At 60.5% G+C, this 25,332-nt stretch carries 20 protein-coding genes and 2 tRNA genes; 10 read left to right on the top strand and 12 right to left on the bottom strand.

The window, feature by feature from the left end:
• Nucleotides 1-40: 40 nt before the first annotated feature.
• Complete coding sequence (locus HMPREF1023_RS07895) at nt 41-601, bottom strand: hypothetical protein (protein ID WP_232228701.1); 561 nt, start codon at nt 599-601, stop codon at nt 41-43.
• Between the two features lie 25 nt (nt 602-626).
• Nucleotides 627-5,855, bottom strand: coding sequence for an MBG domain-containing protein (locus HMPREF1023_RS07890; protein ID WP_009305685.1), 5,229 nt, complete (start codon nt 5,853-5,855; stop codon nt 627-629).
• A 438-nt stretch (nt 5,856-6,293) separates the two neighbouring features.
• Between HMPREF1023_RS07890 and HMPREF1023_RS07885 the strand changes: the two genes are divergently transcribed.
• From HMPREF1023_RS07885 to HMPREF1023_RS07855, 7 genes are read left to right on the top strand one after another with little or no spacing between them, the layout of a single operon-like run.
• Nucleotides 6,294-7,325, top strand: a complete 1,032-nt coding sequence (locus HMPREF1023_RS07885) for a transglutaminase domain-containing protein (RefSeq protein WP_009305684.1) — start codon at nt 6,294-6,296, stop codon at nt 7,323-7,325.
• Between the two features lie 47 nt (nt 7,326-7,372).
• Nucleotides 7,373-8,425, top strand: coding sequence for a type II secretion system F family protein (locus HMPREF1023_RS07880; RefSeq protein ID WP_009305683.1), 1,053 nt, complete (start codon nt 7,373-7,375; stop codon nt 8,423-8,425).
• A gap of 55 nt (nt 8,426-8,480) precedes the next feature.
• Nucleotides 8,481-8,756 carry a hypothetical protein gene (locus HMPREF1023_RS07875; RefSeq protein ID WP_009607743.1) on the top strand — a complete coding sequence of 92 codons (276 nt, stop codon included), beginning with the start codon at nt 8,481-8,483 and terminating at the stop codon, nt 8,754-8,756.
• A gap of 8 nt (nt 8,757-8,764) precedes the next feature.
• Nucleotides 8,765-9,277, top strand: a complete 513-nt coding sequence (locus tag HMPREF1023_RS07870) for a DUF4860 domain-containing protein (RefSeq protein ID WP_009305681.1) — start codon at nt 8,765-8,767, stop codon at nt 9,275-9,277.
• Complete coding sequence (locus HMPREF1023_RS07865; protein WP_009305680.1) at nt 9,277-9,741, top strand: hypothetical protein; 465 nt, start codon at nt 9,277-9,279, stop codon at nt 9,739-9,741. The genes HMPREF1023_RS07870 and HMPREF1023_RS07865 overlap by 1 nt, the downstream gene beginning before the upstream one ends.
• Nucleotides 9,738-10,202, top strand: a complete 465-nt coding sequence (locus HMPREF1023_RS07860; protein ID WP_009305679.1) for a hypothetical protein — start codon at nt 9,738-9,740, stop codon at nt 10,200-10,202. The genes HMPREF1023_RS07865 and HMPREF1023_RS07860 overlap by 4 nt, the downstream gene beginning before the upstream one ends.
• 10 nt (nt 10,203-10,212) lie before the next feature.
• Nucleotides 10,213-11,286, top strand: a complete 1,074-nt coding sequence (locus HMPREF1023_RS07855; protein WP_009305678.1) for a type IV pilus twitching motility protein PilT — start codon at nt 10,213-10,215, stop codon at nt 11,284-11,286.
• Nucleotides 11,287-11,467: 181 nt separating this feature from the next.
• On the opposite strand, the gene HMPREF1023_RS07850 is transcribed toward HMPREF1023_RS07855, so the two are convergent.
• The 3 genes from HMPREF1023_RS07850 to HMPREF1023_RS07840 all read right to left on the bottom strand — a co-directional run bounded on the left by HMPREF1023_RS07850 (nt 11,468) and on the right by HMPREF1023_RS07840 (nt 15,070).
• Complete coding sequence (locus tag HMPREF1023_RS07850; protein ID WP_009305677.1) at nt 11,468-11,983, bottom strand: shikimate kinase; 516 nt, start codon at nt 11,981-11,983, stop codon at nt 11,468-11,470.
• Nucleotides 11,984-12,022: 39 nt separating this feature from the next.
• Nucleotides 12,023-12,481 (bottom strand): DMT family transporter, encoded by a 459-nt coding sequence (locus HMPREF1023_RS07845; protein ID WP_009305675.1) that lies wholly within the window; start codon nt 12,479-12,481, stop codon nt 12,023-12,025.
• Nucleotides 12,482-13,066: 585 nt separating this feature from the next.
• A complete protein-coding gene (locus HMPREF1023_RS07840) occupies nt 13,067-15,070 on the bottom strand; it encodes a DUF2207 domain-containing protein (RefSeq protein WP_009305673.1) in 2,004 nt (667 codons plus the stop codon).
• A 64-nt stretch (nt 15,071-15,134) separates the two neighbouring features.
• On the opposite strand from HMPREF1023_RS07840, the gene HMPREF1023_RS07835 reads away from it, so the two are divergent.
• Nucleotides 15,135-15,225 (top strand) — tRNA-Ser (locus HMPREF1023_RS07835).
• Nucleotides 15,226-15,256: 31 nt separating this feature from the next.
• Here HMPREF1023_RS07835 and HMPREF1023_RS07830 read toward each other — a convergent pair.
• From HMPREF1023_RS07830 to HMPREF1023_RS07805, 6 genes are all read right to left on the bottom strand, one after another.
• Nucleotides 15,257-15,622, bottom strand: a complete 366-nt coding sequence (locus HMPREF1023_RS07830; protein ID WP_009305672.1) for a hypothetical protein — start codon at nt 15,620-15,622, stop codon at nt 15,257-15,259.
• A gap of 108 nt (nt 15,623-15,730) precedes the next feature.
• On the bottom strand, nt 15,731-17,713 hold the full coding sequence (locus tag HMPREF1023_RS07825) for a hybrid sensor histidine kinase/response regulator (RefSeq protein ID WP_015759811.1): 1,983 nt from the start codon (nt 17,711-17,713) through the stop codon (nt 15,731-15,733).
• Nucleotides 17,714-17,878: 165 nt separating this feature from the next.
• The gene (locus tag HMPREF1023_RS07820) at nt 17,879-18,433 is read right to left on the bottom strand and encodes a LemA family protein (RefSeq protein WP_009305668.1); all 555 of its coding nucleotides are present in this window, start codon (nt 18,431-18,433) and stop codon (nt 17,879-17,881) included.
• A gap of 125 nt (nt 18,434-18,558) precedes the next feature.
• On the bottom strand, nt 18,559-19,560 hold the full coding sequence (gene ispE / locus HMPREF1023_RS07815) for a 4-(cytidine 5'-diphospho)-2-C-methyl-D-erythritol kinase (protein ID WP_009305667.1): 1,002 nt from the start codon (nt 19,558-19,560) through the stop codon (nt 18,559-18,561).
• Nucleotides 19,557-20,060 (bottom strand): nucleoside deaminase, encoded by a 504-nt coding sequence (locus tag HMPREF1023_RS07810; protein WP_009305665.1) that lies wholly within the window; start codon nt 20,058-20,060, stop codon nt 19,557-19,559. The genes ispE and HMPREF1023_RS07810 overlap by 4 nt, the downstream gene beginning before the upstream one ends.
• 8 nt (nt 20,061-20,068) lie before the next feature.
• A complete protein-coding gene (locus HMPREF1023_RS07805; protein ID WP_009607744.1) occupies nt 20,069-20,983 on the bottom strand; it encodes a LysR family transcriptional regulator in 915 nt (304 codons plus the stop codon).
• A gap of 512 nt (nt 20,984-21,495) precedes the next feature.
• On the opposite strand from HMPREF1023_RS07805, the gene HMPREF1023_RS07800 reads away from it, so the two are divergent.
• Nucleotides 21,496-22,842 (top strand): FAD-dependent oxidoreductase, encoded by a 1,347-nt coding sequence (locus HMPREF1023_RS07800; RefSeq protein ID WP_231566066.1) that lies wholly within the window; start codon nt 21,496-21,498, stop codon nt 22,840-22,842.
• Between the two features lie 139 nt (nt 22,843-22,981).
• A tRNA-Ser gene (locus tag HMPREF1023_RS07795) sits at nt 22,982-23,069 on the top strand.
• A gap of 684 nt (nt 23,070-23,753) precedes the next feature.
• On the opposite strand, the gene HMPREF1023_RS07790 is transcribed toward HMPREF1023_RS07795, so the two are convergent.
• A complete protein-coding gene (locus HMPREF1023_RS07790; RefSeq protein WP_009305662.1) occupies nt 23,754-25,100 on the bottom strand; it encodes a citrate/2-methylcitrate synthase in 1,347 nt (448 codons plus the stop codon).
• Nucleotides 25,101-25,332: the final 232 nt, after the last annotated feature.

The raw sequence follows: 25,332 nt of genomic DNA, 5'->3' as shown, positions 1-25,332 counted from the left end.
CTGCAACGACGAAAGCGGCCCCGTCACCGGGGCCGCTTCTTTACGCTGCTTGCTCGAGCGAGGCCAGGATGCGGGCCAATTCTTCGGGCGATCCGAAGGGACGCTCTTCCTTCGTCTCCACGATGAACACCTCTCCCGTCCACGTTTTCTGCTGGATCTGCGGCTTCGCCGCTCCGGCAGACGCCTGCTCAGAGTCTACGACCGTATCGGAACCCTGCTTCTCCTCGGCCTCGAACTGCTTCGTGCGTACGAAATACTTCACGACGAAGCGATCCTTATCGGGAAAATCCGCACGCGAGAAATCGTACTTCAAGCTCTGCAGGATGCCCGCGATCACCTCGGACATCGGCTGAGAGCCTTCGATAGTCGCCAAGCCCTGCTCGCTGTTGAACGTGGCACAGTCGCCCACGTACACGGTGCGAACCCGCTGACGACGCGTGCGCTCCATCTTCACGATGACGGCGATGGCCACCACGATGACCAGCCACCACACGATGGACAAAACCAGATCGAGCGGCTCGTCCACCCGGTTGAGCCCCAGGAAGTACCAGAGCCACAGGAAGAACGCCGAGGCCAAGGCCAGCAGGACGAATACTATCACGTTGCTTTTCTTCATGATGAAACCCCTATTCGCCCAATCCGGCAGCCAACGTCGCACCCGCAGGAGCGCCCTTCGGCGCTATCGGCGCCGAAGCGTCGTCGCTGATCGAGGGAGCGCCGGGAGCGGGATCGCCTCCCCCGGTCAATCCGTCTTCGTACTTCTTCAGCTTGCGCGAGAACAACCCGCGACGCAGCGCCACGCAAGCTCCGTACAAGGCCGTCACGATGATGCCGAGGATGATGTACCAATGCACCCAGCAGGACGCATGGTCATGGCTCGCAAGCGGCGTATCGTTGTCGCCGATCTCGGTTTCGCGAGGCTCAGCCAGCGGCGTCTCGTTGTCGCCGATGACCGCCTCGGCCGCACCCTGCAGCGCATCGACGATCGGCGTGACGACGGGCGCTATCGGGCTGTCCGGCGGAACGGTGCCCGGCGTGGGCAGCGGCGTCGGAGTCGGCGAGGTCGGAGGTGTAGGAGGCGTCGGCGGGGTCACGGGAGCAGCCGTGATGGTGAAGGTGCCGTTGAGCACGGTGACCTCGTAGTTCCCGTTCTGCGTGTAGAGCGCCGTCAGGGCGCCAACATACACGCCTGCGGCTTCCTCGCTACCAGGACGCACGTAGTTGATATCGCCCAGATCCCCCTCGGCCACAAGGCCTTCGACCGTGCCGCTGAAGGCAGGATCGTCAACGCCGGCAACCTTGGAAGCATCGGCAACAGCGATGGTCACGGGAGCAGGGTTGATGACAACAGTGGCACTTACGGGCGCGCTTTCCTCATAACCATCATGCGTCGCCTTTACATACACCGTATATGTGCCGGCATTTGTGAACTCGGGATTGACATCCGACCACGTGGAACCGTCGACAGAGTATAGCAACGCGGAGCCGTCGACGCTGGCCTCGGCGACAACCGAGACAGGCTGCCCGTCGTAGGTCTTGGTCAAACCTGTCGCGTCAATGGTAACGACGTTTCCACCGGCAGGCACGATAGAGAAGTTGCCCGGCTCGACAGTGTACGTGTAGTTGCCGTTCAGGTTGCCGACCGTCGCAGTCAGCACGTCGCTGTAATTGCCAACCTCTTCATCGGCGTTCGTACGGCTGTAGGCTATGTCGCCCAGCAAATCATCGCCAAACAGGCCCTCGACCGCTCCCGTAAAGGCCGGATCGGTTTCGCCGTAAGCCTTCGAGGAGTCGTTCACCCTGATAACGGCAGGTGCAGGGGTAATGTTATACGCACGCTCCACCGTGCCCACGTAGTTGCCGACGCCCGTGATGGTAACGGTCACAACGCCGACGTTCCTGACGTCTTGGCTGTAGGAAACCGTGTAATCGGCACCCGCAACAAGCTTATGGTTGTTCCTATCGAACACCGAAGGAACCCACTTCTGTTCTTGCCCGTTGTACTGCACGTCGTACGGATTGTTGATCTGGATGCCCGTATAGCTCGGATCATCCGGATCGATGGAGGCGGAAGTAACGGTCAGCTTGCCAACCGTATAGACAACGTTGTAGTTAGCGGCGATAAACCCTTCGCCAGGTTCGACAACAATAGTGTTATCGATCGGACCACCGATATCGGTAATAGAACCTGTTGCCCGAACGCTCGCCTCAGTACCGACGAAACCGTCTCCGCCCACTGTCACATCGGGAAGCTCCAGTGCCGTTCCGTCGTAAATCTTGGTGGCGCTTCCAGACGCGAGCGTAACTTCGCGCGGCAGGATCTCGAGCGCGCCGTCCTCGGTGTGGACCGCGAACTCGCTGGTCACGTTGTTGCCGGCGGGGTCTTCGACCTTGAAGTCGCCGGTCACGTTGTTGGTGTAGGTGCCCGCGGCGGTCTCGGCGGGGTCCTGGGTCAGGTAGCCGGAGACCGCGTACTCGACGCCGTCGATGACGAAGCGGTCGGCCTCGACGCCCTTGGCGGACTTCTCGGCGCCGTCGTAGACGTTGCCGGTCGAGGAGTTGGCCTTGAGGGTCACCTCGTACTTGGCGTCGCGGCTGGTCACCGTGAGGGTGCCGTTGGCGGTGGTGACGTCGTAGTTACTGGTCACGTCGGCGGTGCCGTCCTTGACGGCCACGGACGCGACCGTGGCGTCGGCGGTGCCCGGGGCGGTGCGGCTGCCGGAGAGCGCCACGTCGGCCTCGTGGCCCTCGACCAGGCCCTCTCCGCCGATGGCGTAGCCGGTCTCGGCGGCGGTCAGCGGCTTGCCGTCGTACTGCTTCTCGCCGCCGTTGGCGGTCACGGTGATGGGGCGCGGCAGGATCTCGAGCGCGCCGATAGTCTCCTCATCAATGAAGTAATTCGACTCTTTAGCCGAGCCACTCCAATCGATTCGATATGCATTATCGGAAACTCCGGCATCGGTACGACTTCCGGCAACAATAAGGGTGGCGGTCTCATCATTGACCAAACCCGAAAGCTCAGCGCCTTCTGTAGCAATCAGCGGAGCGCCATCATAGAGCTTAGAATCATTGGGCGTAACAATCGAAATCGGGGCTTTTTCTACAATCAAAGTAGGCTCGCTAGCTTCAACCACTTCGAATTGATTTGTAACGTCGGAGCCAGACGATTTCTCAACAATGCGCATCCCAGAATAGTCTATGGTGCCCTTATACGTCCCCACGTCGGTGCCCTGTGCAAGCGCTTGTACGCCAAAAACCGTATAACTACCCATGTCAAGTCCGGAAACAGTAAACCCAGTATGGCTCTGTTTCGTTCCACTGTAGGTTTTCTTCACTTCATCGCCGAGAAGCTTGATGGGGATGACGCCCTGCCATTGCGCGACAAGCGTAACGTCGCGATCCGGCATAGTCATGCCGGAAACACCGGCAGAATAAACATCTCCCGTATCTTTATCTTTCCATCCCGTAAAGACATACCCATCTCGCGAGGGATTCGAAATGAAGGAGACGCGGGCGTCTACTTGTTGAACGGCCGTTTTGTCCTGGGTAGTACCATCCGAAAAAGCGCCACCGTTGGCTTGATACGTCAATATCTTCGTGTTGGCGATATAACGCGCATAGAACGAGGCTGACGATGACAGGGAAACGCTGTCAGGAGCTTTAGTGGTATAGCTTTGATCGAGATACCAGCCGTCGAACACATAGCTGGCTCCATTATAGCGGACACGAGAATCGTACGTATACCCATCGGTCTCAAAAGAGAGGGCATCCGTATTAACTGTGCTATTGAGCCCGAACGCAACATTTTTGTCATGGGAGGTGGAGTTGGTGACCACGCTTCCATCGGGTTTTTGCGTGAGGTATGTCACGCCGATGGTCGTATCCTTATTAATGCTCAACGCACCGTCGGTATGCATCGACTTGCCATAATCAAAGGTGTTATACCAGTAATCGACCGACGAGCCCGCAACGCTCAGCGTAGTCCAGTCTATGGTATACGTCCAATCAGGGGAGTAATCTGCGTAAGCTGCCCTGATACCATTTCGGATGGCCTCGTCGGAAGGAGTGGAGACGATATAATCAGCAATGCTGAAACTTGACCCATCATACCAGCGGTCGCCACTATTAAACCCATCGGGAATGATCATGGTTCCTTCGCCGGCATACATATAGTCCTTGGCAACCGTGCTGGTGTTCGAACGCCCCTCAAGAACGAAATAGAAATAGGCTTGAGAAGTGAATACAGCGTAGTACGACACATCTTCGGTTACGGCAGGCAGCTCGCCCTCGGTCAAATAATTTTTCGAGTTGGGAGCTGTTGCCCAACCAACAAACTGCTTGTGCTGCCAATCGCCTGCACGATTAGGAGTCCCTCCATAGCTGGGTACCTCCCCGTCTCGCACCTTCGTGCTTTTGGAAACATCGCCATTGACGTACCACGATACCGTGTGCTTGACGACCGACGGAACGACGTGCACTTCGGCGATGTCGGTAATCTTTTGGCCGTTTACCTTTTTGTAGCTATAGGTAATCGTGGCAGTGCCCGGGTTCACACCAGTGATGTCCGCCCAATTAGGATGGCCATTCACGGCAGAAACTTTCGCCACCGACGTGTCAGAGCTAGTCCAAGTGAAGTCCCTCCAGACCGTCTTCCATTCTCCACGAGCTTGAATCTTCTCCCCTACCTCTATTGAAGAAGAATCCAACTTGATGCCCGTACTGGCATAATTGCTTCCCGTGGCCACATAAATAGTAAAGTGATCCACGTCGAAGCTTTGGACGGCGGGGTCGGCTTGGCGGGCGCCGATGGTCTCGACTTGAGACGCATCGTCGGACACGCGGTACACGCCCACCTCTTCGCCCTCGACGTTCGCGTCGAAGAAGCAGACGTTCAGGGCGCCATTGGGCTGGATCTCGTTGCCGTCTTTGTCGAGCAGCGTCACATCAATGGCGATCGCATCCTCGAGCACCTTGCCCTGGCTCTCCACTCTCTCGGCCACGGCGTCCACAACGTCCTGACGCTCGATCCGCGTCGCCTGCACGGTCGCACCTTCGGGCAGCACGCCTTCGGCGGCGGTCACTTTCACCAGCACGTTGCCGGCTTGGGCATAGCCCTCGAACGCCGGGTTGCTCACGTCGGCTTCGACCTCGACGACGTCTTCGTCGGCAACGGGGGCTTCAGGCTCATCGGTCTCGGGCTCTTCCGATTTCGGCTCCTCGGGTTCGCCCTTTTCGTCCGCCTCGCCCGGCTCGATCTTGGTATCGCTGGTGATAGGCGTGGTTTCAACTTCGGGCTCATCGGAGACAACCGCAGCGGCGACAACGGACACGACCAAGGTGCTGTCGACGTACTCGGCCGCGATGCTAGACACGCCGTCCTGGGTGGTGACGGGCACGTCGGCGTTCGCGGCGTTCTTCGCGGTGATGGCTCCCAGCTCGAAGCCGGTGTCGGCGCTTGCTGTAAACCTCAGCTCTTTGTGCAGTTCGGTGGTCAGCATCGTGCCGGAGAGCAGCTGATTCTTCACGGACACGAACGCGTTCTGAGTTTCGAACGTTACCACGGCTTCGTCGACCGTCGTCGAAACAAGAGGCTGGGAAGGCGTCGTCTTGGACGCATCGGCATCCTTGGCCGCAGCGCTCTCGCCATGCTGCACGGCCTCGTCGACCGCTTCCTTGTCGGACTCGCCGACCACCTGATCGGTGGGAACGGACTCGGTTTTCGAACCGTCCTTCTGACCTTCGTTGCCTGCGAACGCCAGGATGTTCGTCATCGACATGACCAACACCACAGACATGAGGACGGCAAGGAACTTGCCTTCGAACGTGTTTTTAAGATCTAGCATTTTCTCCAACATACCTATCACCCAGACTTTTGCCAGCTACGGAAGGATCGGCTGTTCGTCGCGAACCGCTTCGCAGTCCCGATCCAAGCACGTAGACGCACTGCGCTTGTCGATGAGCTCATACGTTGTCGAATATGCTGAAAACTCGTCTATCTTATGGTAGGTGACAGACCCGACATACCACGTTCTGTAATACAGAACAAGGGTATAGCCTATAACCCAATCTATATTCTACCACGTTGCGCCCCTAAATGCTCTTGAAGCGACCGCATTAAAACACCAATTGGGCAACGCGTTAACCAAATCCGCATTTTATCTGGCCATTTAAGAAACAAGCATCTGCATCTAACGTAGCGGGAATCGCTTTTTCGTGCCAAAATCAACAGTATCCGGTATGTGCGCAAGGAGGGGTATAATGCCCTCCGAGACAATGAATCGTAGAGAGGGCGCATGCACCTGCTCGGCATCACAGCCGCTGGACGGAAACAACGCGACGGAGCTTGCACGCCGCAACATCGGCGCGCCCGCGCGCTGCGTGCGATTGTCCGCAGCGCGTGCGCAGCTGTTCTGGCGACGACGCTCGTCGCGCTGGGAGGATGCAGCGAAAACGGCGCGGTCGGCAAAACCGTGAACCCCTCAGGCAGCCAGAGCCAGACGAGCGGCCCGGCCTACGAGCGGCCGGAGCTTGCGCTCTCCCCGTTCGACCAAGCGGCGGCCGGCGGCGAAAACGGCGTGAGCATCGACGCTTCGAACCTGGCGAAAGGTTACGTGGCCGTCTCGGCAACTGCATCAACCCGGCTCAAATTTCAAATTTCGTTTGAAGGTTCGGAAACGCAGTATTATTTCGATCTGCCCAGCGACGGCACGCCCATCTCGTGCCCTCTCGTTCAAGGCAGCGGCGCGTACACGTTCACCGTCTGGGAAAACACTACCGGACAACGGTATTCGGAGCTGTACTCGCTCGCCGACCAGCCTGTGACGCTGGCTGACGAATTCCAACCGTTCATCCGACCGAGCGTCTACTGCGACTACGACGCATCCAGCAAAAGCACGCAGCTGGCGAACGACCTGTCCGCCGACGCCCAGAACGAGGGCGACGTGGTGCGCGGGATCTACGACTGGATCGTTGAAAATATCGCATACGACGAGGACAAAGCCGCTCGGCTTGCCGATGCGACGGGCTACCTTCCCAACCCCGATTCGTGCATCGCCGACGGCGCGGGCATCTGCTTCGACTACGCATCGTTGGCGGCCGCCATGCTGCGCAGCCAAGGGATCCCCTGCAAGATAATCACCGGGTACGTATCGCCCGATAATATATACCACGCTTGGAACATGGTGTATATTGACGGCACATGGGTCGATGCCCATATCGATATCAAGCAGAACACGTGGACGCGTATCGATACGACGTTCGCGGCCGGAAGCGGGTCGAGCTACGTGGGAGACGGAATCGCGTACACCGACCTCTACACGTACTGATTATGACGATACACGTAGCAGCACGAGACAAAAGGAGCGCGTAGGACATGGCCACGAAGATGCTTGAGAGCAGCGCTGTTTCCGCCTTCTGCGAAAGCGTCGCCGTCATGCACTCCGCCGGCATCCAGATGGACGAAGCCGTCTTTCTGCTGGGCGAGAACATGGAAGACGCCGCGTTCAAACGCGCGTGCGACGACGTATACAAAGAACTCATCGTCGGCAAGCCCCTGGCGCTCGCTATGGACGATTCAGGATGCCTCCCCTCCCACGTCGTCGACATGGTGGGCGCAGGCGAGCACGCGGGCCGCTTAGAGAACGTGCTGTGGAGCTTGGCGAGATACTACGACGAGGAAGATCGCCTGTACGCCAAGATAAAGAACGCGATCGCCTACCCGGCTGCGCTGCTGTGCGTCATGTCGGCAATCCTGCTGTTCACCGTCATCGTGATTCTACCCGTGTTCGTGGATGTGTACCATGGCCTCACCGGCAACTTGACGGCCGGCTCCTTCGGATACGTGAACGCTTCCATCATCATAGGCTGGATCGCTCTGGGCGTTACGCTGCTGTGCACCGTGCTCGTAGTGCTGGGCGTGCTGGCCGGCCGCTCGGCGGCAGGGCGCCAGCGCTTGCTGCGCCTGTTCGAAAAGGCGCCCCTCACGCGCGGACCTATGCGCCAGATGGCCGTTAGTCGGTTCACCGCGGCGCTCGCCACGTTCGTAGCTGCCGGCGTGGACACCGATACCGCTATGGAGAAGGCCGTGGCCATGGTGGACCATGGGAACTTGAAATCCCAGCTGGAAGCGGTGCGGATGCAGATGACGGATCCCGCCCAGGCCAAGAGCCTCGCGCAAGCCATCTTCGACAACAACGTCTTCGAGCCCATCTACGCCCGCATGCTGGTCGTGGGCACGCGCTCTGGCAGCTTGGAAACCGTGCTGGCAAGCCTGTCTGACACGTTCTTCGACGACTCTATCGTGCGCCTCGACGGTCTTATCGACAGCGTCGAGCCCACGCTGGCCGCGTTCCTCACCGTGGGCGTGGGGGCTACGCTCATCGCGGTCATGCTCCCGCTCATCGGCATCATGGGATCGATCGGCTAGTCCCATGTACCACGAGCTGACCAAACAGGAAATCAGGAGGCGCACCCGTAAGCGCATGGCCGGATTGCTCGCCATCGTGCTGGTCGTCATGCTCGTCTGGCTTTCCTCGAACGCCATCGGAGCATCGCTGCGCGAGCAAGGCGAGCTGTCGGTGCGCAACGCCATCTTGAACAGCGCGAAGCAGTGCTGCGCCATCGAGGGCGCATACCCCTCGTCGCTCGCCTATCTCGAGGAGAACTACGGGTTGGTCGTGAATCGCTCCGACTACGCGATCACGTACGAGGTGTTCGCCGACAACGTCATGCCGAACGTCGTGGTGTTGGCGAAATGAGGGGCGATATGGTGCAAACGCTGATCCAGGCGACAGGGTCCAACCGCAGCTCCGAAGCCCGCGATGGAAAGGCGCGCGGACGGGCGTTCATCACGCTGCTGTTCGCCGTCATCGCGCTGTTCCTGCTGCTGGCGCTTCTGGTGGGCACGAGCGCCTACCGCGCAGCGAACGATGTGCGCTCTTCCTCTGACAATACCCGACTGGGGCTGTCGTTGATCGCGAACTCCATCCGAGCCACCGACGGGACCGACGCCGTAGGCGTGGCCGACGGTCCCGAAGGGCTGGCGCTCGTGCTGACCGAACACCTGGGCAACGGCGACTACGAGACGCGTTTGTACGCCTACCAGGGGGCAATCGTGGAAGAGTACACGCGCGCCGGAACGGCGTTCACGCCCGAGAAGGCTCGGGAGATCGTGAGGTCTTCCACCTTCGACTTCACCTACACCGACGGCCTGCTGACCGTGCACACCGACCAAGGCTCCACCTCGGTTGCCCTGCGCAGCGTAAGAGGAGGTGCCTGATGGGCATCGACCTTTCCCGCCTGCGCCGCGGCAACGATCACGACCGTCGACCCTGGCACGGCGCGGCTTTCATCGTGGAGGCGCTTGTGCTCCTGGTGTTTCTCATTGCGTCGCTTGCCGTGATCATGCAGGTGATCGCCGGAGCGCACGAACGAAGCATCGAAGCCGACCGCCTGTCGAACGCCATCATCCTCGCATCGAACGACGCCGAAGCGTTCGCGGCCGATCCGACCAGCGGCAACACGGGAGGAGAGTACGTCCTCGTCGACGGCCAGCTGGTACAACCCGAGGGGCCGATCGACGTCCTCGACAAGAGCGTGTACGACTTGACGCGCATCGTGGAAGCCCAGAGCCAACCGGGTGGCACGCTTTACACCGCCCACATCTACGTATCTTGCGGCGGAGAAGCAACCTACCAGATAGACACGGCTCGCTACGTGTCGAACGAGGGGGTGCAGCGATGAACAGCACCAACGGCAGCGTTCGTATCGGCCCCATCAGCCTGTTCACGTTGGTCATCATCTTGTGCCTGGCCGTGATGGCCGTGCTTTCGGCTACCACCGCGCAAGCGACGTATTCCGCCGCCGAGAAACAGGCCCTGTTCACCAACGATACTTACCAGAACGAGCAAGCCGCTCAAAGCGCGGTGGCCGTCATCGACGCGGCTCTGGAAGACGTGCGAGCCTCCGGAGGCGGTCTGGACGAAGCGCTTGCCGCCGTGGACGAGGCGCTGCCGGCCGACGCGCAGCGCGACGGGTCGAGAGTGCTCATGACGTTCGCCTCCTCCAGCGGGCGCACGCTTGACGTGGAATTAACCATCACCGCGAACGCAACATACGAGATCAGCCAATGGAAAGCGACAACGCAGTGGACGAACGACGGCCCGGGTGCCACGCTCTGGTCGGGCGCCGCGCAAACACGATAGGAGAAGCACGATGAAACTGGAGCAGCTCTTGCAAGAGATGGTGGACGCGAAGGCATCCGACGTCTTCATTATCGCAGGACTTCCTTTGGCGTACAGCGTGAGCGGCCGCCAGGTTCGACTGGATTCGGCACCGTTCAAGCCGGCCGACACCGAGGCCTTCGTCGGAGCCATCTACGAGGCATCTGGCCGCAACATGGACACCTTCATGCAGAACGGCAATCACGACGACGACTTCTCGTTCGCCCTGCCCGGCATCGGGCGCTTCCGCGCGAACGTCTTCCGTCAGCGCGGTTCGTACGGAGCGGTCATCCGCGTCATCCCCTTCGGCCTGCCCGATCCGGCGGAATTCCACATCCCCGACGAGGTGCTGCGCCTGGCCAAGTTCCAGAAGGGGCTCGTGCTGGTCACCGGCCCGGCGGGCGCCGGCAAGTCCACGACGCTGGCATGCATCATCGACCGCTTGAACCATGAACGTTCCGGCCACATCATCACGATGGAAGACCCCATCGAGTACGTGCACAAGCACGGCACCTGCATCGTCACGCAGCGCGAAGTGCCCACCGACGTGGCAACGTACAGCGAGGCCCTGCGCTCGGCCATGCGCGAGAGCCCTGACGTCATCCTGCTGGGCGAGATGCGCGACCAGGACACCATCGGCACTGCGGTGACTGCGGCCGAGATGGCGCAGCTGCTGTTCTCTACGCTGCACACTACGGGCGCCGCGGGCACGGTGGATCGCATCATCGACGCCTTCCCCGCTTCGCAGCAGCGCCAAATCCGCATTCAGCTGTCCATGGTGCTGCAGGCAATCGTGTCGCAGCAGCTTGTGCCCACCGTCGACGGCGGCACGGCGCCGGCCTTCGAGATCATGATCACGAACACGGCAATCCGCAACCTTATTCGCGAGGAGAAGACGCATCAGCTGGACAGCGCCATCGCCTCGGGCGGTGCCGAGGGCATGCGCACGATGGATCAGAGCTTGTTCGATCTCGTGAAGAGCGGACGCGTAGCAAAAGAGATGGCGCTGCAGTACAGCATCCATCAAGAGGCGCTTGAGAAGCGCTTCGAAACAGAAGGCCTGTAGAGCCGCATCGCGCTTCGACCAGCAACGACAACGCCCCGCAGCTTGTAACGAGCTGCGGGGCGTTTTCTTGCTTGGACGAGACGCCGGGTGAGACACTAGGGACGGGGTTGGTGTCTCACACGAGATCGACACGAGACGGCATCTCCGTTCCTTTGTCTCATTCCCTTTGTCTCATTTTCGATTACGCTTGCTTCAGGGCGTCGGCCACTTTGCGGGCGGCGGCGGTGATGGACAGGTCGTTCACGTCGACGGTGACTTCGGCGTACTGCTCGTACAGCGGCAGACGCTCGTCGTACAGCTCGCGCAGGCTCATGCCGATGCCTCCCTTCAGCACCACGCCGCGCTCCTGCAGGTCGCTCAGACGGCTGACCAGCTGGTCGTACGTGATCTTCAGATACACGATGGTCCCGATCTCGGCGAGATGCTTCATGGCCTCGTCGGAGTACACGGCCGAGCCGCCCGTGGCGATGATGGACTTCGACGCGTTCAGCTCGCGCAGAATCTCGTTCTCCACCTGGATGAAGCCCTCGGGACCGCACGCGTCGATGAGCTTCTGCAGCGTCTTGTCGCAGCTGTTCTGGATGACGAGGTCGGCGTCGATGAAGTCGTAGTTCAAGATCTTCGCCAGCACGATGCCGAGGGTAGATTTGCCGGCGCCGGGCATGCCGATGAGCACGATGTTGTCTTTTTCTGCCATGAGGTTCCTCCCTTACTGCACACATTGGGAGCAATTGTATCATGGCAGCTCGACCGGCACCGCTTCCAGTTGATTGGTTGCAACGTCCTTGCGTTTCAGGGGGAACATCTCGCTGACCAGGATGGCGCCGAAGATCAGCACGAATCCCACGATCAGCTTGAGCCCCACCTGCTCACCGTACAGAAGCACGCTGAACAGCACGCCGAACACCGATTCCAGACGGAGGAACAGCGACGCCTGCGCGGGCGGCACATGCGCCAGCGCCACGTTCTGGATGACCAGCGCCACGCACGACGCGAAGATGACCAGGTAGGCCATGTTCCAGAAGAACTCGGGCGTGAGGGCCCACGCGGGAGAGAGCGTCTCGAAGCAGGCGCCGCACGCCACGCCGCACGCGCCGCCGATGAAGAACTGCATCACCGTGAGCACCAGCACGTCGTTCGTCCCCGAGAACTTCGACACGTACACGATGTGCACCGCGAACAGCAGCGCCGACACCAGCGGCTTGGCGTATCGTCAATCGGAGAGTATTCCGGCAGGAAGAAGCTCGAAAGCCGGGATGTTTCGCAGGAACGCCGCGGCGAAGGGCGCTCAAAAGCCGATGCTTCCTGCGTCCGAAAAGCCGGCCGAGTTTCTCTTCCGTACGCCCTGGTTTCGTGCGCTTCTATATATTACTTAAAGAGTCATGGACAAAAACAGGCACTTTTCCGTAGTTTTGCTTTGGCGCGCGACAAGAGGCGTTCCGTTTACCTGGGGTTTCTTCCAGGCTCCTTTTCCACTCTGCTGGTTTTCCCTTGGAAAACTACCGAAAAGTCATGCTTTTGTCCATGATGTTTTAAGTCATGTTCATTCTGACTAGCAGGCCCTGTCATCCTGAGCGGAGGCCGCGGGCCGGAGTCGAAGGATGACAGCGGTGGCGCACACGGCCAGCCCGTGCTTGTTCATGCTCCGGCGCTTCGCGCCTTCGCTCCGGACGCCAGGTGCGCTCCGCTCGCCCATCGGATGGCAACGTGGAACCTCGTTCGCGGATACGCGCACAAAAAACGCGACCCCTTGCCGGGGCCGCGTTCGTTCCTGCCTGGTTTACCGGGCGCCGCCTCCGCCGCCGAAGCCGCCTCCGCCGCCGCCTGAGAAGCCGCCGCCGAATCCACCGCCGCTGGAGAAGTTCCCGCTAGCGCCCGAAAGCGCCGCCTGAGCCGTTGACATCGTGTTCGTCATCGACGTTTGCAGCATGTCGCTAACCGAAGGCATCGCTGAGCCGGCAGCCGTATGGCCTCCCGTGTACCAGAACCACCAAGGCATGTACGTCATGCCCATAGATCCGTCGTACTCGAACAGCTGCGGCATGGTGGTTTGCAGCTGCTTGATGGCCTGGTCGGCCACGCCGAACAGGTAGGCGTACACCATGAACTCGCCCCATACCTTCACGTCGGTGGGCGGACGCTCGTCAAGAGACGAGAAGTCGGTCAGCCAGTTGCGCAGCGCCTTGCTCTTGGCCGTCAGCTCGTTGCCCTTCACACTGCGACGCGGCATGTAGTTCCCGATCACGCCCAACGCGATGGCGGTGGGAATCATGAATATCAGAGGGATGAAGTTCGACATGAGTATCCAAATGGCGACACCGGACAAAGCGACCACCACGGCAAGCGCGATGAGGTAGCCCTGGTATCGCTTGCCTTTCGCCTCGAAGAAATCCTCGCGGTTCGTCGCCGCCGAAAGCGCGCCCTGCCAGCCCTGCATCGCGTCGACAAACTCCTGCGGATGATCTTCGCCGTACTTCTTGATAGTGCCGAACCACAGCGAGTCGGCTCCCCCGGCCAACGTGCCGAACAGCAAATCCAACGCCTGACGATCGATGGGATCGGTCACGTTGTCGGCAGCAGGCAACCTTGTGATGTAATAGTCGTCCACGGTCTTCATGCGCCCGAACGCGCCGGGTTCCTCGTAACTGCCCGCGTCGATGCGGATGGCGCCGACGTGCGCAAGATGCATGAGCGTAGCCGTGAAATCGTCTTGGCTCTCGCGATCCCAGCGCCACAGGCGTCCGATAGCCGCCGGATGGATGGAGGGGTCAGGCACGTCGCGCCAATACTCGTCGGTAAACCGGGGCTGGTATTCGCGTCCGTACTTGAAGTAGGCGCGCAGCGCCCAGGCGAGCAGCAGCACGCAGACAACACCGCAGCCGATGACGAACGCCAACGAAAGAACGCGAGTGCGGTTCGCCTGGTCGCTCCAGTCCTTTTCTTCTTTCAGCACCGTGTCCAAACGGTTTTCCCCTTGATGCAGCGCCGCGCTTTCGGGCGACAGGTTCGTTAACCACTTCACCGGAAACGCCACGCGCGCTTCGGCGAATTGACCTGCCGCAACATGCGGCACGGCATACGTCACGGTTCCGTCGGCGTTCACGGTCACCTTGCCGTCGAGCGGTCCATGACCCCATGCGCGCACGTTCTCTCCCGGCACGACCTCGGTACCCTGCGGTACGGGCAGCGCCAACGTCATGGTGACGTTGTCGGAAGCCTCTTTCCATTGGGAGCCCACGTATTTCCAATACACCTCGCCTATGTCGGAATACGCCTGCGCCCCGTTGACCACCGTATAATCGAGCTCGATGATGCGACGGTCGTCGGAGGCGTTGAAGAACACGTACACGCTGTTCTTCGGCGCGTCGAACGAGTAGGAATCTTTCCCAGGCCCGCCCGATTCGCGCCAGCCGAGCACGAACGCCTCGCTCGGCAACGTCGTCCAATCGCCCACCACCGTGCCATCGGCATCGACGTTCGCCATACGCACGCCGTTGATCTTGAGGGAAGCGTTCTGCGGAAGCCCGTCGAAGGCCCACCACACCGCGGAGAAATCGCCGTCGAAATCGAACGTGCGCTGCTCGGTCACTTGCAACGCGCCGTCGGTTTCCACCTGGGCCTGGATATCCACCTTCGGCATGGTGTACGATTTCGCGTGAGCCTGCCCGGGAGCCAGCGCCACAAGCGCGCATGCGAGCGCCAGGAGCGCCGCGCAAAACAGCACGGCGTTTCGTCGGGAAAAAGCGAAGGATTCGCGGAGTTGCGAACCGCTCATGTTTTGCATGATCATGCTCCTTGCAACTTGGAGGTGGTCACGGTATCATAGCAAACCGCACCTATTATACCGCGGAGAGCTGACCGAGAGGCCGAAGGTGCTCGCCTGCTAAGCGAGTACACCCCAAAAGGGTGTCTGGGGTTCGAATCCCCAGCTCTCCGCCACCGCATTTCAAACCCTCGTAAGAGGGTTTTCCTATTTCTTCCGCCAACGCCTGACACGGGAACCCGGAGTCGTCGTCTTCGCGGCCTTGATGCGGTACGCGGGGTTGTGGCGCAAAAACACCGCGCGGCATATCCGCGTCGCCGCAAGCCCGATAAGAGCCGTCAACAAAAAGCTGAACGACAGATCGAACACGGCTCCGTTGCGCTCGAGCCACGCGTAGGCGCACACCAGCAGGAAGAACGCCGAAACGGCGCCCGTGATAGCCGTGAATATCCTGATGAGCAGCTCTTTCGCTCGGTTCGGGGAATAGCGCCATGCGGCCACGATGTATACGATTGCCGCCACCACGGCCAACACGATAAGCATCGGGACGATGCGCAACAGTCGAGCGAACACGGAAAGTGCTCCTTTCCCAGGTCGGGATGCACGGGCATCCGGCAGCTTGCGTTGTCCGCATCATACCAGACCGGCGCGCGTTGCTCTCATATCATCGAGAAGAGCCATCTATTCGTCGATCTTAGCGTCGACGAACGTCGCAAACAGGTGGCACACCTCGCTTTTCCCGATGGGCTTCACGGCGAATCCGTCCATCCCGGCGTCGAGCGCGCGGCGGCGATCCTCCTCGTAGGCGTTCGCCGTGGTGGCGATGATAGGCGGCCGTGCGCGACCTGCTTCCCGGTAGCGTTCGACAACGAGTCGCGCCGCCTCGAGGCCGTCCATGCCGGGCATCTGGATATCCATGAACACGAGGTCGAAGCGCCCTTCGGGCGCGCCTTCAAGCAGATCGAGCACATCCAGGCCGTTCCAGGCGCGCTCGACCGTGGCGCCCGTCGAAGCGATGATCTCCTCCGCTATCTCGCCGATGATCTCGTTGTCTTCCGCAAGCAGCACGTGCACATGCTGCCAGGAGCATGACACCGCCGAAACCGCAGCATCCGAGCGCTCGGCCTCGATGGACTCCTCCAACTGCAGTTTGCACGCATCCCCTTCGCAAGCTTCGAACGGCAGCACCAACGTGAAACGCGATCCGCGCCCTCGCTCGCTTTGCACCTGTACGGTACCGCCCATGAGGTCGGCGAGGTTCTTAACGATGGACAAGCCCAGACCAGTCCCCTCCACCGATAAGCGCGTAGGCACCTCCTCGCGCTCGAACGGGTCGAACAAACGCGACATGAACTCTTTCGACATGCCTATGCCGTCATCTTCCACGATGAAGCGGATCAGGCGAATACACATATCGAAGCCGTCATGGCTGGTCGGCTCAAGCGAAAGACCGTGCTGGGCGGCATATTCCACGCGCTCGTCGCCCCTCAGCTCCTCGACGGCAAGGCTTACCGTCCCGCTCGGCTCGGTGTACTTGACGGCGTTGCCAAGCAGGTTGATGAGCACCTGGTTCACGTGCATCTCGTCACCCAGCACAAGCCCCTCTTCGACGTCGACGCGCAACACCGAGAACGTCAGATGCTTCGAATCGGCTTGCGGACGCACGATGGACCCGAGCGTTTCCACGACGACATGCAGGTCGAACGGCTTGCAGCACAGGTTGATTTGACCGCTTTCGATTTTGCTCATATCCAGCACGTCGTTCACGAGATTGAGCAGGTGATGCGACGACAGCTGCACTTTGTCGAAGCATTCCTTCACGCGATCGCGCTCGTCGATATGCTCGACGGCTATATCGACGAGTCCCATGATGGCCGTGAGAGGCGTCCGGATGTCGTGCGACACGTTCGACAGGAAGCGCGACTTCGCTTCGCTGGCATCCTGCGCCTTCTCCATCGCGCACCGCAGGCTTTCCTGCAGCTCGCGCTCTTGCCGGTTCTTGCGCTTGATCACCGCGAGGAACAGCACCAGCGCCACCATCACGGCCGTCATAAGCACCGACGCCGTGAACATGGTATCCTGGCGGGTTTTGCCGACCGCCTTGTACAACTGGTCGAAAGAACGGGCGGCGGCGGATATGATGGCCTGGTTGTCTTCCAGCATCCGATCGATGCGCGGGTCGATTTCACTCGCCAGAAAAGCGGCAACCGCCTCGTCGTCTGCGTCGCTCAAGCTGAGGGCGATAAGCCGATCCTGCAACTCGCTGAACTCCTCGTAGTTGCTTACCAGGTCCTTTACTTTCTCGGGATTGCCGTGATGGCGCTGTTCAACCACCCTGAACGCTGTGCGCAGGTTTTCGTCGATGGAGGCGAACTCCGTTTTAACGCTTGCGACGGTCTCCGGCGTGCGCGCGAACGCTAAGCGGTTGTCCAGCGTTCGCACTTGCATGAGCAGCGTTTCGGCTCGACCTGCCGCAACGGTGACCGCGTAGGGATGTTCCTTGAGATCCTCGGTTTTCGTATCGATGGCGTTCATATTCACCAACAGAACCGCGTAGAACGACACGAGCAGCGCCATGAGCGCAAGCGCCGCGATAAGATAGACCGGGTCGGAATCGAGCACGCGACCGAATCGATCGTGCTTCCGCGATGAAACCTTCTTCATGAAGCCGCTCCGATAGACGGGCGCAGGATCCACGGCGGCAAGACGCCTCTCAGCGAAGCTAGCGCGCACGGCCGCCAGCACGAGGCGCCAAGATAGCGCAGCGAACCCTACGCAAAATAGTTTTCGACGAGCGCCGCGCAGAGACGCGACGCTCGTTGAACTTGGCTAGAACTGCACCTTGGGAGCGACTTCCGCGCCCGCCGTCGCGTCGAAGCTATCGCGCTGCTTGAAGCCCATCATGCCCGCGATGAGCACTGCAGGGAACGTCTGGATCGCAGTGTTGTACTTCATGACGGTGTCGTTGAAGCTTTGGCGCATGTAGCTGATCTTGTCTTCAGTGTTGGACAGCTCTGCTTGAAGCTGCTGGAAGTTCGTGTTCGCCTTGAGGTCGGGGTAGGCCTCCGCGACGGCAAACAGGTTCTTCAGCGCACCGGTGAGGAAGCCGTCGGCCTGCATCTTGCCTTCGGGCGTAGGCGCGTTCATGACGGCGGTGCGAGCCTTGGTAACCTCCTCGAGAGTGCCGCTTTCGTGGGCAGCATAGCCTTTGACGGTCTCGACGAGGTTCGGGATGAGGTCGAGACGGCGCTGCAACTGCACGTCGATCTGCGCCCAGGCGTTATCCACCATGTTGCGGAGCTTGACGAGGTTGTTGTATAGCCCGATCACGGCCACAACCAGCACGACGACGATGACGAGGATGATGATCAATGGGATGCTCATAGCTCTCCTTTGCTGTTACGTGGCTAGCATTCTACCATCGTGCATGCCATTCAGGAAATCCGCTACCGATTGGTAAACCGAATCGTAACACTTAGATTTCGCGAATGCATCGGGCTGCCGAAATTTCAGCGGTTCGGCACCACGGCCGCACGCGCCGAGCCAAACATGGTAGCACGCGCCCACCAGCCGCGCATGCGCGCCTCGGCGGCCACGCGACCTGCATCGGCGAACGTGGCGCACTGCATGAACACGGCCGACCCGCTGCCCGACATGAGCACGCGCTGCACGTCGGCGCGCTCGCTAGCCCACAAGCGGATGTCCACGAGCGCCGGAAGCAGGTGCTCGGAAACGGGCACGAGGTTGTTGCGCAGCGGCACGTCGGCGGCGCGCTGGGCTTCGAGGGCTGCTTCGCGATCGGCCTCGGAAATGGCCGTGGGATGCTCGTCGAACGCGCGGTACGCGGCAGCCGTGGACACGCCGCCCTCGGGCTTCACGAGCACGACGTTGCCGTTCATGGGCGCAAGGGCATGGTCGAACGCATCGCCCACGCCCGTGAAGCAAGCGCAGCCGCCATGCAGGAAGAACGCCACGTCGGCACCCAGGCTTCGTGCTGCTTCCTCGATACGCGGATCGTCGGCAGGCACGCCCCACAAGTGCGCAGCGCCCAGCAGCGCCGCGGCGGCGTCGGAGGAGCCGCCGCCCAAACCGGCCTCGGCGGGGATGTGCTTCTCGAGGCAGGCGACCACCGTCTCGTCAGCCGTGCGTCCCAATTTTTCAGCCAGCAAGCGCACGGCCTTCGCCACGATGTTGCTCTCCACGGGCACATCGAGCATCGCGAGCCCTTCGCGCGCAACGCACGAGAGATCGACGGATAGACCTTCTCCGCGTCCCGGCGCCAGCTTCATGCGTAAAACGTCGTGCAGCATGAGCGCATGCATGATGCTGACGGCCTCGTGATAGCCGTCCGCGCGCTTCGCGCCGATGTCGAGGAACAGATTCACTTTCGCCGGTGCCACCAGCTTGACGGCATCGGGGCCGGCGAAGCCCGCGATGTCCACGCCCTGCGCGATGCGAGCCACGGCCAGCATGTCTACGGCGTTTTCGCCGTTCTTGCTCGGTTGCGTCATTTCGATTCCATTCGTTTCTTGCGCTTGCGCGCGAAGAAGCTGCGCAGCAGCTCGGCGCATTCATCGCCCAGAACGCCAGAGACAGCTTCGAAGGTGTGGTTGAGGCGCTCGTCTGCGTTGACCGCGTACAGCGTGCCGAGAGCGCCCGCCTTCGGGTCGGCCGCGCCGTACACGCAGCGGTCGACGCGCGCTTGATGCATAAGGCCCGCGCACATCACACACGGCTCCAGCGTCACGTACACCGTGCAGCCGGTTAACCGCCACACGCCCAAACGCTCGGCCGCCTGCTTGAGCGCGATGAACTCGGCATGCCCCGCCGGATCCTGCGTAGTCTCGCGCAGGTTGCACGCGCGCGCGATCACCTGCGGCTCGGCCAAGGGGCGGCGCGTTCCAGGATCGATGGGCTCGTATACGACAACGGCCCCGATGGGGACTTCGTCCAGTTCTTCGGCGCGGCGCGCTTCCTCGATTGCCATGCGCATGTAGTCTTCATCGGTCATGTCGCTTATTATATGCCAAAATACGCATCGAGTTCGCTTTCCTTGCCGTACGGCGCTAGCAGATGACGCGCCACCGCACGCGCCATAGGGCGTAGCGCAGGGGCGAACACCAGCATAGAGTCCATCTCGATGGGCGCATTGATCAGCGGTCTCATGCAAACCTGATCGGTGACCAGCATTTTTGCGTACTCGGTTTGAATAATAAAGCAGCCTTTGCTGATTGAAACCTGAGCCAACATAAGGTTCTTGTCATGCATAAGCAACGTCATGTTGATGCCGTATTTTCGAAACGTCGCCTCGTACAGCCTGCCTTTGCAAGGGCTCGTCTGGATGACCGTCTTCCCCCTCAAATCAGTCTCGAAGTCGATGAACCTCTTGCGCGACAACGGGTCGCTGGCCGACAGCAAGACCGACAAACCGTCGTCGCATAGCTTTATTGAGGGCAATCCCAAATCATCAGGAGGCTTTATGGAAAACGCAAGCTCCAGCTCCCCTTCCGCTATAGCTTTCCAGAATGCATCATGGTCGCCGTCGACCACTTCGATCTTTACGCGCGGATCATCTTGGAAGCTCGCCAGCAACCCTCGCTTCTGGCTGTACCCCACGTACATGCTGAGCAAACCCACGCGCACCAGCTCGGAATCCGTTTGGCTAACCGAACGGATATCGGCAACGCACGCATCCCACAGCCGACCCTCTTCGTGCAGATAACGGAGAAGGATCCTGCCCGCCGCCGTCAGCTCGACGCCCTTCTTGCCACGGACGAAAAGCTGCGCGCCTAGTTGGCTTTCGAGGCTCTTCATGCTCTTCGACAAACCTTGCCGCGAAAGGTAAAGCGACTGCGCGGCTCGAGTGATGCTGCCCTCCGAGCACAGCGTGCAAAAATACCTTTTCTGATCGACATCCATACGAAACTTTGCCATGGTTGTTCCCCTCGCCTATGGCCTTCGCGCGTCCCCTCGACCGCTCCCGACAAGTGACGACGCGGTCGGATCCCCCTTTTCTCAGTATAGACAAAACGACTGCGCTTGAAGCCTACAAAGTTGCGCTCCTCATCGCAAGATAAGTCGATGCGCATGACGTACACCCTTTTGACCTGGTATTACCGATATACGTCGACTTCTAGTTGACGCTTCATGGCATATAAGAGTTTCTTTTCGCACCCGCACGGTCAAACGTATAGTGCTCCAAGAGCGGGCCGGGATGCCCGCACCGTTACAGGAAGGGGATTGTCATGGGAAATCTGACACGCAGGGACCTTTTGAAGGGCTTGGGGTTGGGATCGGTCGTGCTTGCCTCGGGAGGCGCGCTCGCCGCTTGCTCGCCCAACGAGAACGAGACCGGGGGCGCAGCAAAAACCTCGTCGCAAGGTAGCAGCTATCAATTCGCTAAGCGCAAGAGCGACATCGCCGGCATGACGCAAACCGAAACCGACGTGCTGGTCATCGGCGGAGGCGGAGCGGGCCTGTGCGCCGCGCTCAGCGCTGCCGAGCAAGGCGCGCAAGTGACATTGTGCGAGAAGACAAGCGTTCTGGGCGGAGCCACCATGCTTTCAAGCGGCAAGATTCCCGCCGTAGGCACTCAGCAGCAAATGGACATGGGCGAAAACGACAGCGTGGACGCATGCGTTATGGACATCATGCGTCCGAACAACTACAGCGTTCGACCCGACCTAGTGCGCACCGTGACCGAACAATCAAAAGACATCGTCGAGTGGACCGAGAAGCACGGCGCGGTGTGGACCATCGACCAAGCGCTGTATTACGGTCAGACTGCGCACCGCATGCATACCACCGCCGATGCCGGCAAGGGACTGACCGATGCGCTCGTCGCAAGCATGAGCGCCAACGACGCAATCACGCAGATGCTGTCATGCGAAATGCAGGGACTGGTGCTCGCGGACGATAGCGACGACGTCGTAGGCGCTTACGGCAAAATGGGCAAGGACGAGCTGGCCATCCTGGCAAAGAACACCGTCCTTGCATCGAGCGGGTTCGCCAACAACCCCGACATGCTGGCGCAATACTGCCCCGAGGCCGTTGATGCTTTCAAAATGGTGGCGCCAGGAGCTACCGGCGAAGGCATCCTCTGGGCGCAAGAGCTGGGCGCGAACCTCCAGAACATGGGCGCTTACCAAGGCCATGCGTTTCACGGAGTAGACAACGGCAAAACGCTTGAACAAGGCATTGCGAACAACGGCGGCATCATGGTGAACCAAGAAGGCAACCGCTTCGCCAACGAATACACCGGCTATTCCGAACTGTCCCCTCATGTCATAGCGCAATCCGACAACATCGCCTACCTATGCTTCACCGACGCGCAGGTAGCGAAGAGCGCGAAATACGCTGAGTGGGAAGCGGAGGGCATCGTAATGAAAGGTGCATCCAGTGCCGAGCTGGCCGCCGCCATCGGGACGGACGCCGCGACGCTGGAAAAGACGATCACAGAGTATCAGGCCGCCATCGAAAAGGGCGAGGATAAATTCAACCGATCCCATCTGCCGGAAAGCTTCGATGGCCCGTATTACGCAGTGAAGGTTACAGGCGAGATTCGCCATACGCAGGGCGGCATGGCAACCGATCTAGCAGGTCACGTGCTGCGCGCAGACAAGAGCCTGATCAAGGGATTATATGCAGCTGGCGGCTGCACCGAAGGATTCTCCTCACGCGGAGGTGCAGCCTACATGAGCGGCAACGGCCTCATTCAGGCACTCGTCTTCGGCAAGATAGCCGGAGCCGCCGCCGCAACTGAAAGCCCCGAGAGCGCAACCATCGTGGAATGAGCCGAAAGCGCAAAGGACGCTTACGAGCAGCCGACACGGACGAGCGATGCGGCTTCGTGCGACGCGCGGTCAATTTCTTGTCGCATTGCGATTGACTGCATGATATCCTAAACGCTGCGCACACGCGCAAACCCCATGCGGAGGCGTGGCCGAGTGGTTGAAGGCGGCAGTCTTGAAAACTGTTAAGCCGCAAGGCTTCGTGGGTTCAAATCCTACCGCCTCCGCCAGAAACGCAGCGCGCCCGGAACCAGCTGGTTCCGGGCGCTTTTCTTTGTTCGGTCCTGCCTTCCGGCTTGAACTCCCTGCTCACGAGCGAATGTTTCACGTGAAACATTCGAGAGGCGGCCGCTTCGCGCGCATGGAGCCGGCTTCGGCTGCGCATGATTGGGCAGCTCATGCGCAGCAAAATCGCCGGTTTGGCAGACCGAGCCCTTCTCCGTCCATAGAGGGAAACACGCGACCTGGCGTTTTACCAACAAGTTTGGCGCCGAGCGTCCTCAAACCGCGCTGAAACCAGGAAAAGACTGCCAAAAACTCGATTTTGCTGCAGAAGGCTGCGCAAAAAACGTCCATGAGCCGCGAGCGCCGGCGAACCGGACGGAGCACGGTAAGGGACCAGGCCCTTTCGTGGCGGAGCGGACGAAACGCAGCGAGGGGCTTGGGCGCCTTCGTGGCGGAGCGATCTCAGGAGACAGCGAAGAACTCGGGCACTGCAGCGAAGCGGGCGAATCCTTCGCAAAAAGAAACGCGCTCCTCGCCCGTTGGGAAAGGAGCACGTTGTTCATTGGAGTGCGTTCGGTCGCGGATGTTTCACGTGAAACATCCGTTCGCGGCGCAATGTCGAACGATCCGGCGCGCGGCCGCACAAGCGCCGCGCGAACAGGCGACCCGAGTCGACGGCCGCCCCGCCCCTAGCGTTCGCTCATGGGAACGTAATCGCGCTTGCCGCTGCGAATGGACTTGTACGCAGGACGGATGATGCGCTTGCCGGAGACGATCTCCTCGAAGCGGTGCGCAGCCCAGCCGGACATGCGCGCGCACGCGAACAGCGGCGTGAACAGATCCTCGGGAATGCCCATCATCGAGTACACGAAGCCCGAATACATGTCGATGTTCGCACACATGTCCTTGCTGGTGCCCTTCTCGCGCAGAATCACCTCGGGCGCCAGGCGCTCGATGCTTTCCAGCAGACGATACTCGGCCTCGAACTCCGTGCCCACGGCCAGCTTCTCGGCGAACTGCTTGCAGATGATGGCGCGCGGGTCGGACTTCGTGTACACCGCATGCCCCATGCCGTACACGAGACCCGTCTTGTCGAAAGCCTCCTTGTTGACGATCTTCGCCAGGTAGTCGGCCACCTGGCCCTCGTCGGACCAGTCGGCCACGTTCTGCTTGATCTCCTGCTGCATAGCTAGCACCTGATGGTTCGCGCCACCATGCTTCGACCCCTTGAGCGAACCGATAGCGCCGGCGTACGTGGAGTACGGATCGGTGTCGGACGAGGTCAGCACGCGCGTGGCAAACGTGGAGTTGTTGCCGCCGCCATGCTCGGCATGCAGGCACAGCATGATGTCCAGCATGCGCGCTTCCTCAGCCGTGAACTGGCGATCGGGACGCAGCATGGACAGGATGGTCTCGGCCGTGGACTGACCGGGAATGAAGCGATGCATGATCATGGAGCCGTTGTTGTATCGAGCCTGCTTCGCGTAGTAGGTCAGCACCATGATGCGCGGCAGACGCGAGATCAGCGAGATGGCGGTGTGGATCTCGTGATGAGCCGAGCGATCCTCGGCGTCCGCGTCGTAGGCGTACAGCAGCAGGATGGTGCGCTGCAGCATGTTCATGATGTCGGGCGGGGTGTCGCGCATGATCATGGAGGCGGTGAAGCCGTCGGGCAGTTCGCGTTCGGCATCGAGCGCGGCGATGAAGCGGTCGAGCTGCTCCTGTGTGGGCAGCTCGCCCATGAGCAGCAGGTACGCCACCTCCTCGAAGTTGAAGCGGCGATCGGCCACGCTGGTGTCCAGCAGGTCGTACACGTCGTAGCCGCGATAGCGCAGCATACCCTCGTCGGCTACCTTCTCGCCGTCTGAGACCACGTAGCCGTGAACGTTGGCGATGTTCGTAAGACCCGCGATGACGCCCGTGCCGTCGGCGTTGCGCAGGCCGCGCTTCACGTCGAACTGGTCGTAGCTCGCGGTTTCGATGGTGTTGATCGCCTTGAAGTTCTCGTACAGAGCGATCTGGCTTTCAGTTGCCATGGCGCATCCTTCCTGCCGCGCGAGCGCGGCCCCTCTTCCGAAATACCATGCTGCACGCGATGACCGCCCTTGAAACACGCGGTCTCTGGTGGATATGGCGAATGGGAAAATACGTCTCTCTTTATTATGATAAAGCGCAGCGACCCACTGCGCAATCAATGCATGCCAGTCACCCGGCGAAAACCACAGGCAGTACCCGGGAATCCACCGTCTCGTGGCGATTAGGTAACAC

Origin of the sequence: Eggerthella sp. 1_3_56FAA (genome assembly GCF_000185625.1) — a bacterium.
GTDB lineage: Bacteria > Actinomycetota > Coriobacteriia > Coriobacteriales > Eggerthellaceae > Eggerthella > Eggerthella lenta.
This window is presented reverse-complemented; position numbering and strand designations above follow the sequence as displayed.

Coding starts and splice junctions, on each gene's coding strand:
- HMPREF1023_RS07880 (WP_009305683.1), top strand. CDS start 7,373: ATGGCCACGAAGATGCTTGAGAGCAGCGCTGTTTCCGCCTTCTGCGAA.
- HMPREF1023_RS07825 (WP_015759811.1), bottom strand. CDS start 17,713: ATGAAGAAGGTTTCATCGCGGAAGCACGATCGATTCGGTCGCGTGCTC.
- HMPREF1023_RS07875 (WP_009607743.1), top strand. CDS start 8,481: ATGGCCGGATTGCTCGCCATCGTGCTGGTCGTCATGCTCGTCTGGCTT.
- HMPREF1023_RS07790 (WP_009305662.1), bottom strand. CDS start 25,100: ATGGCAACTGAAAGCCAGATCGCTCTGTACGAGAACTTCAAGGCGATC.
- HMPREF1023_RS07820 (WP_009305668.1), bottom strand. CDS start 18,433: ATGAGCATCCCATTGATCATCATCCTCGTCATCGTCGTCGTGCTGGTT.
- HMPREF1023_RS07805 (WP_009607744.1), bottom strand. CDS start 20,983: ATGGCAAAGTTTCGTATGGATGTCGATCAGAAAAGGTATTTTTGCACG.
- HMPREF1023_RS07810 (WP_009305665.1), bottom strand. CDS start 20,060: ATGACCGATGAAGACTACATGCGCATGGCAATCGAGGAAGCGCGCCGC.
- HMPREF1023_RS07860 (WP_009305679.1), top strand. CDS start 9,738: ATGAACAGCACCAACGGCAGCGTTCGTATCGGCCCCATCAGCCTGTTC.
- HMPREF1023_RS07840 (WP_009305673.1), bottom strand. CDS start 15,070: ATGCAAAACATGAGCGGTTCGCAACTCCGCGAATCCTTCGCTTTTTCC.
- HMPREF1023_RS07850 (WP_009305677.1), bottom strand. CDS start 11,983: ATGGCAGAAAAAGACAACATCGTGCTCATCGGCATGCCCGGCGCCGGC.
- ispE (WP_009305667.1), bottom strand. CDS start 19,560: ATGACGCAACCGAGCAAGAACGGCGAAAACGCCGTAGACATGCTGGCC.
- HMPREF1023_RS07865 (WP_009305680.1), top strand. CDS start 9,277: ATGGGCATCGACCTTTCCCGCCTGCGCCGCGGCAACGATCACGACCGT.
- HMPREF1023_RS07885 (WP_009305684.1), top strand. CDS start 6,294: ATGCACCTGCTCGGCATCACAGCCGCTGGACGGAAACAACGCGACGGA.
- HMPREF1023_RS07855 (WP_009305678.1), top strand. CDS start 10,213: ATGAAACTGGAGCAGCTCTTGCAAGAGATGGTGGACGCGAAGGCATCC.
- HMPREF1023_RS07870 (WP_009305681.1), top strand. CDS start 8,765: ATGGTGCAAACGCTGATCCAGGCGACAGGGTCCAACCGCAGCTCCGAA.
- HMPREF1023_RS07890 (WP_009305685.1), bottom strand. CDS start 5,855: ATGTTGGAGAAAATGCTAGATCTTAAAAACACGTTCGAAGGCAAGTTC.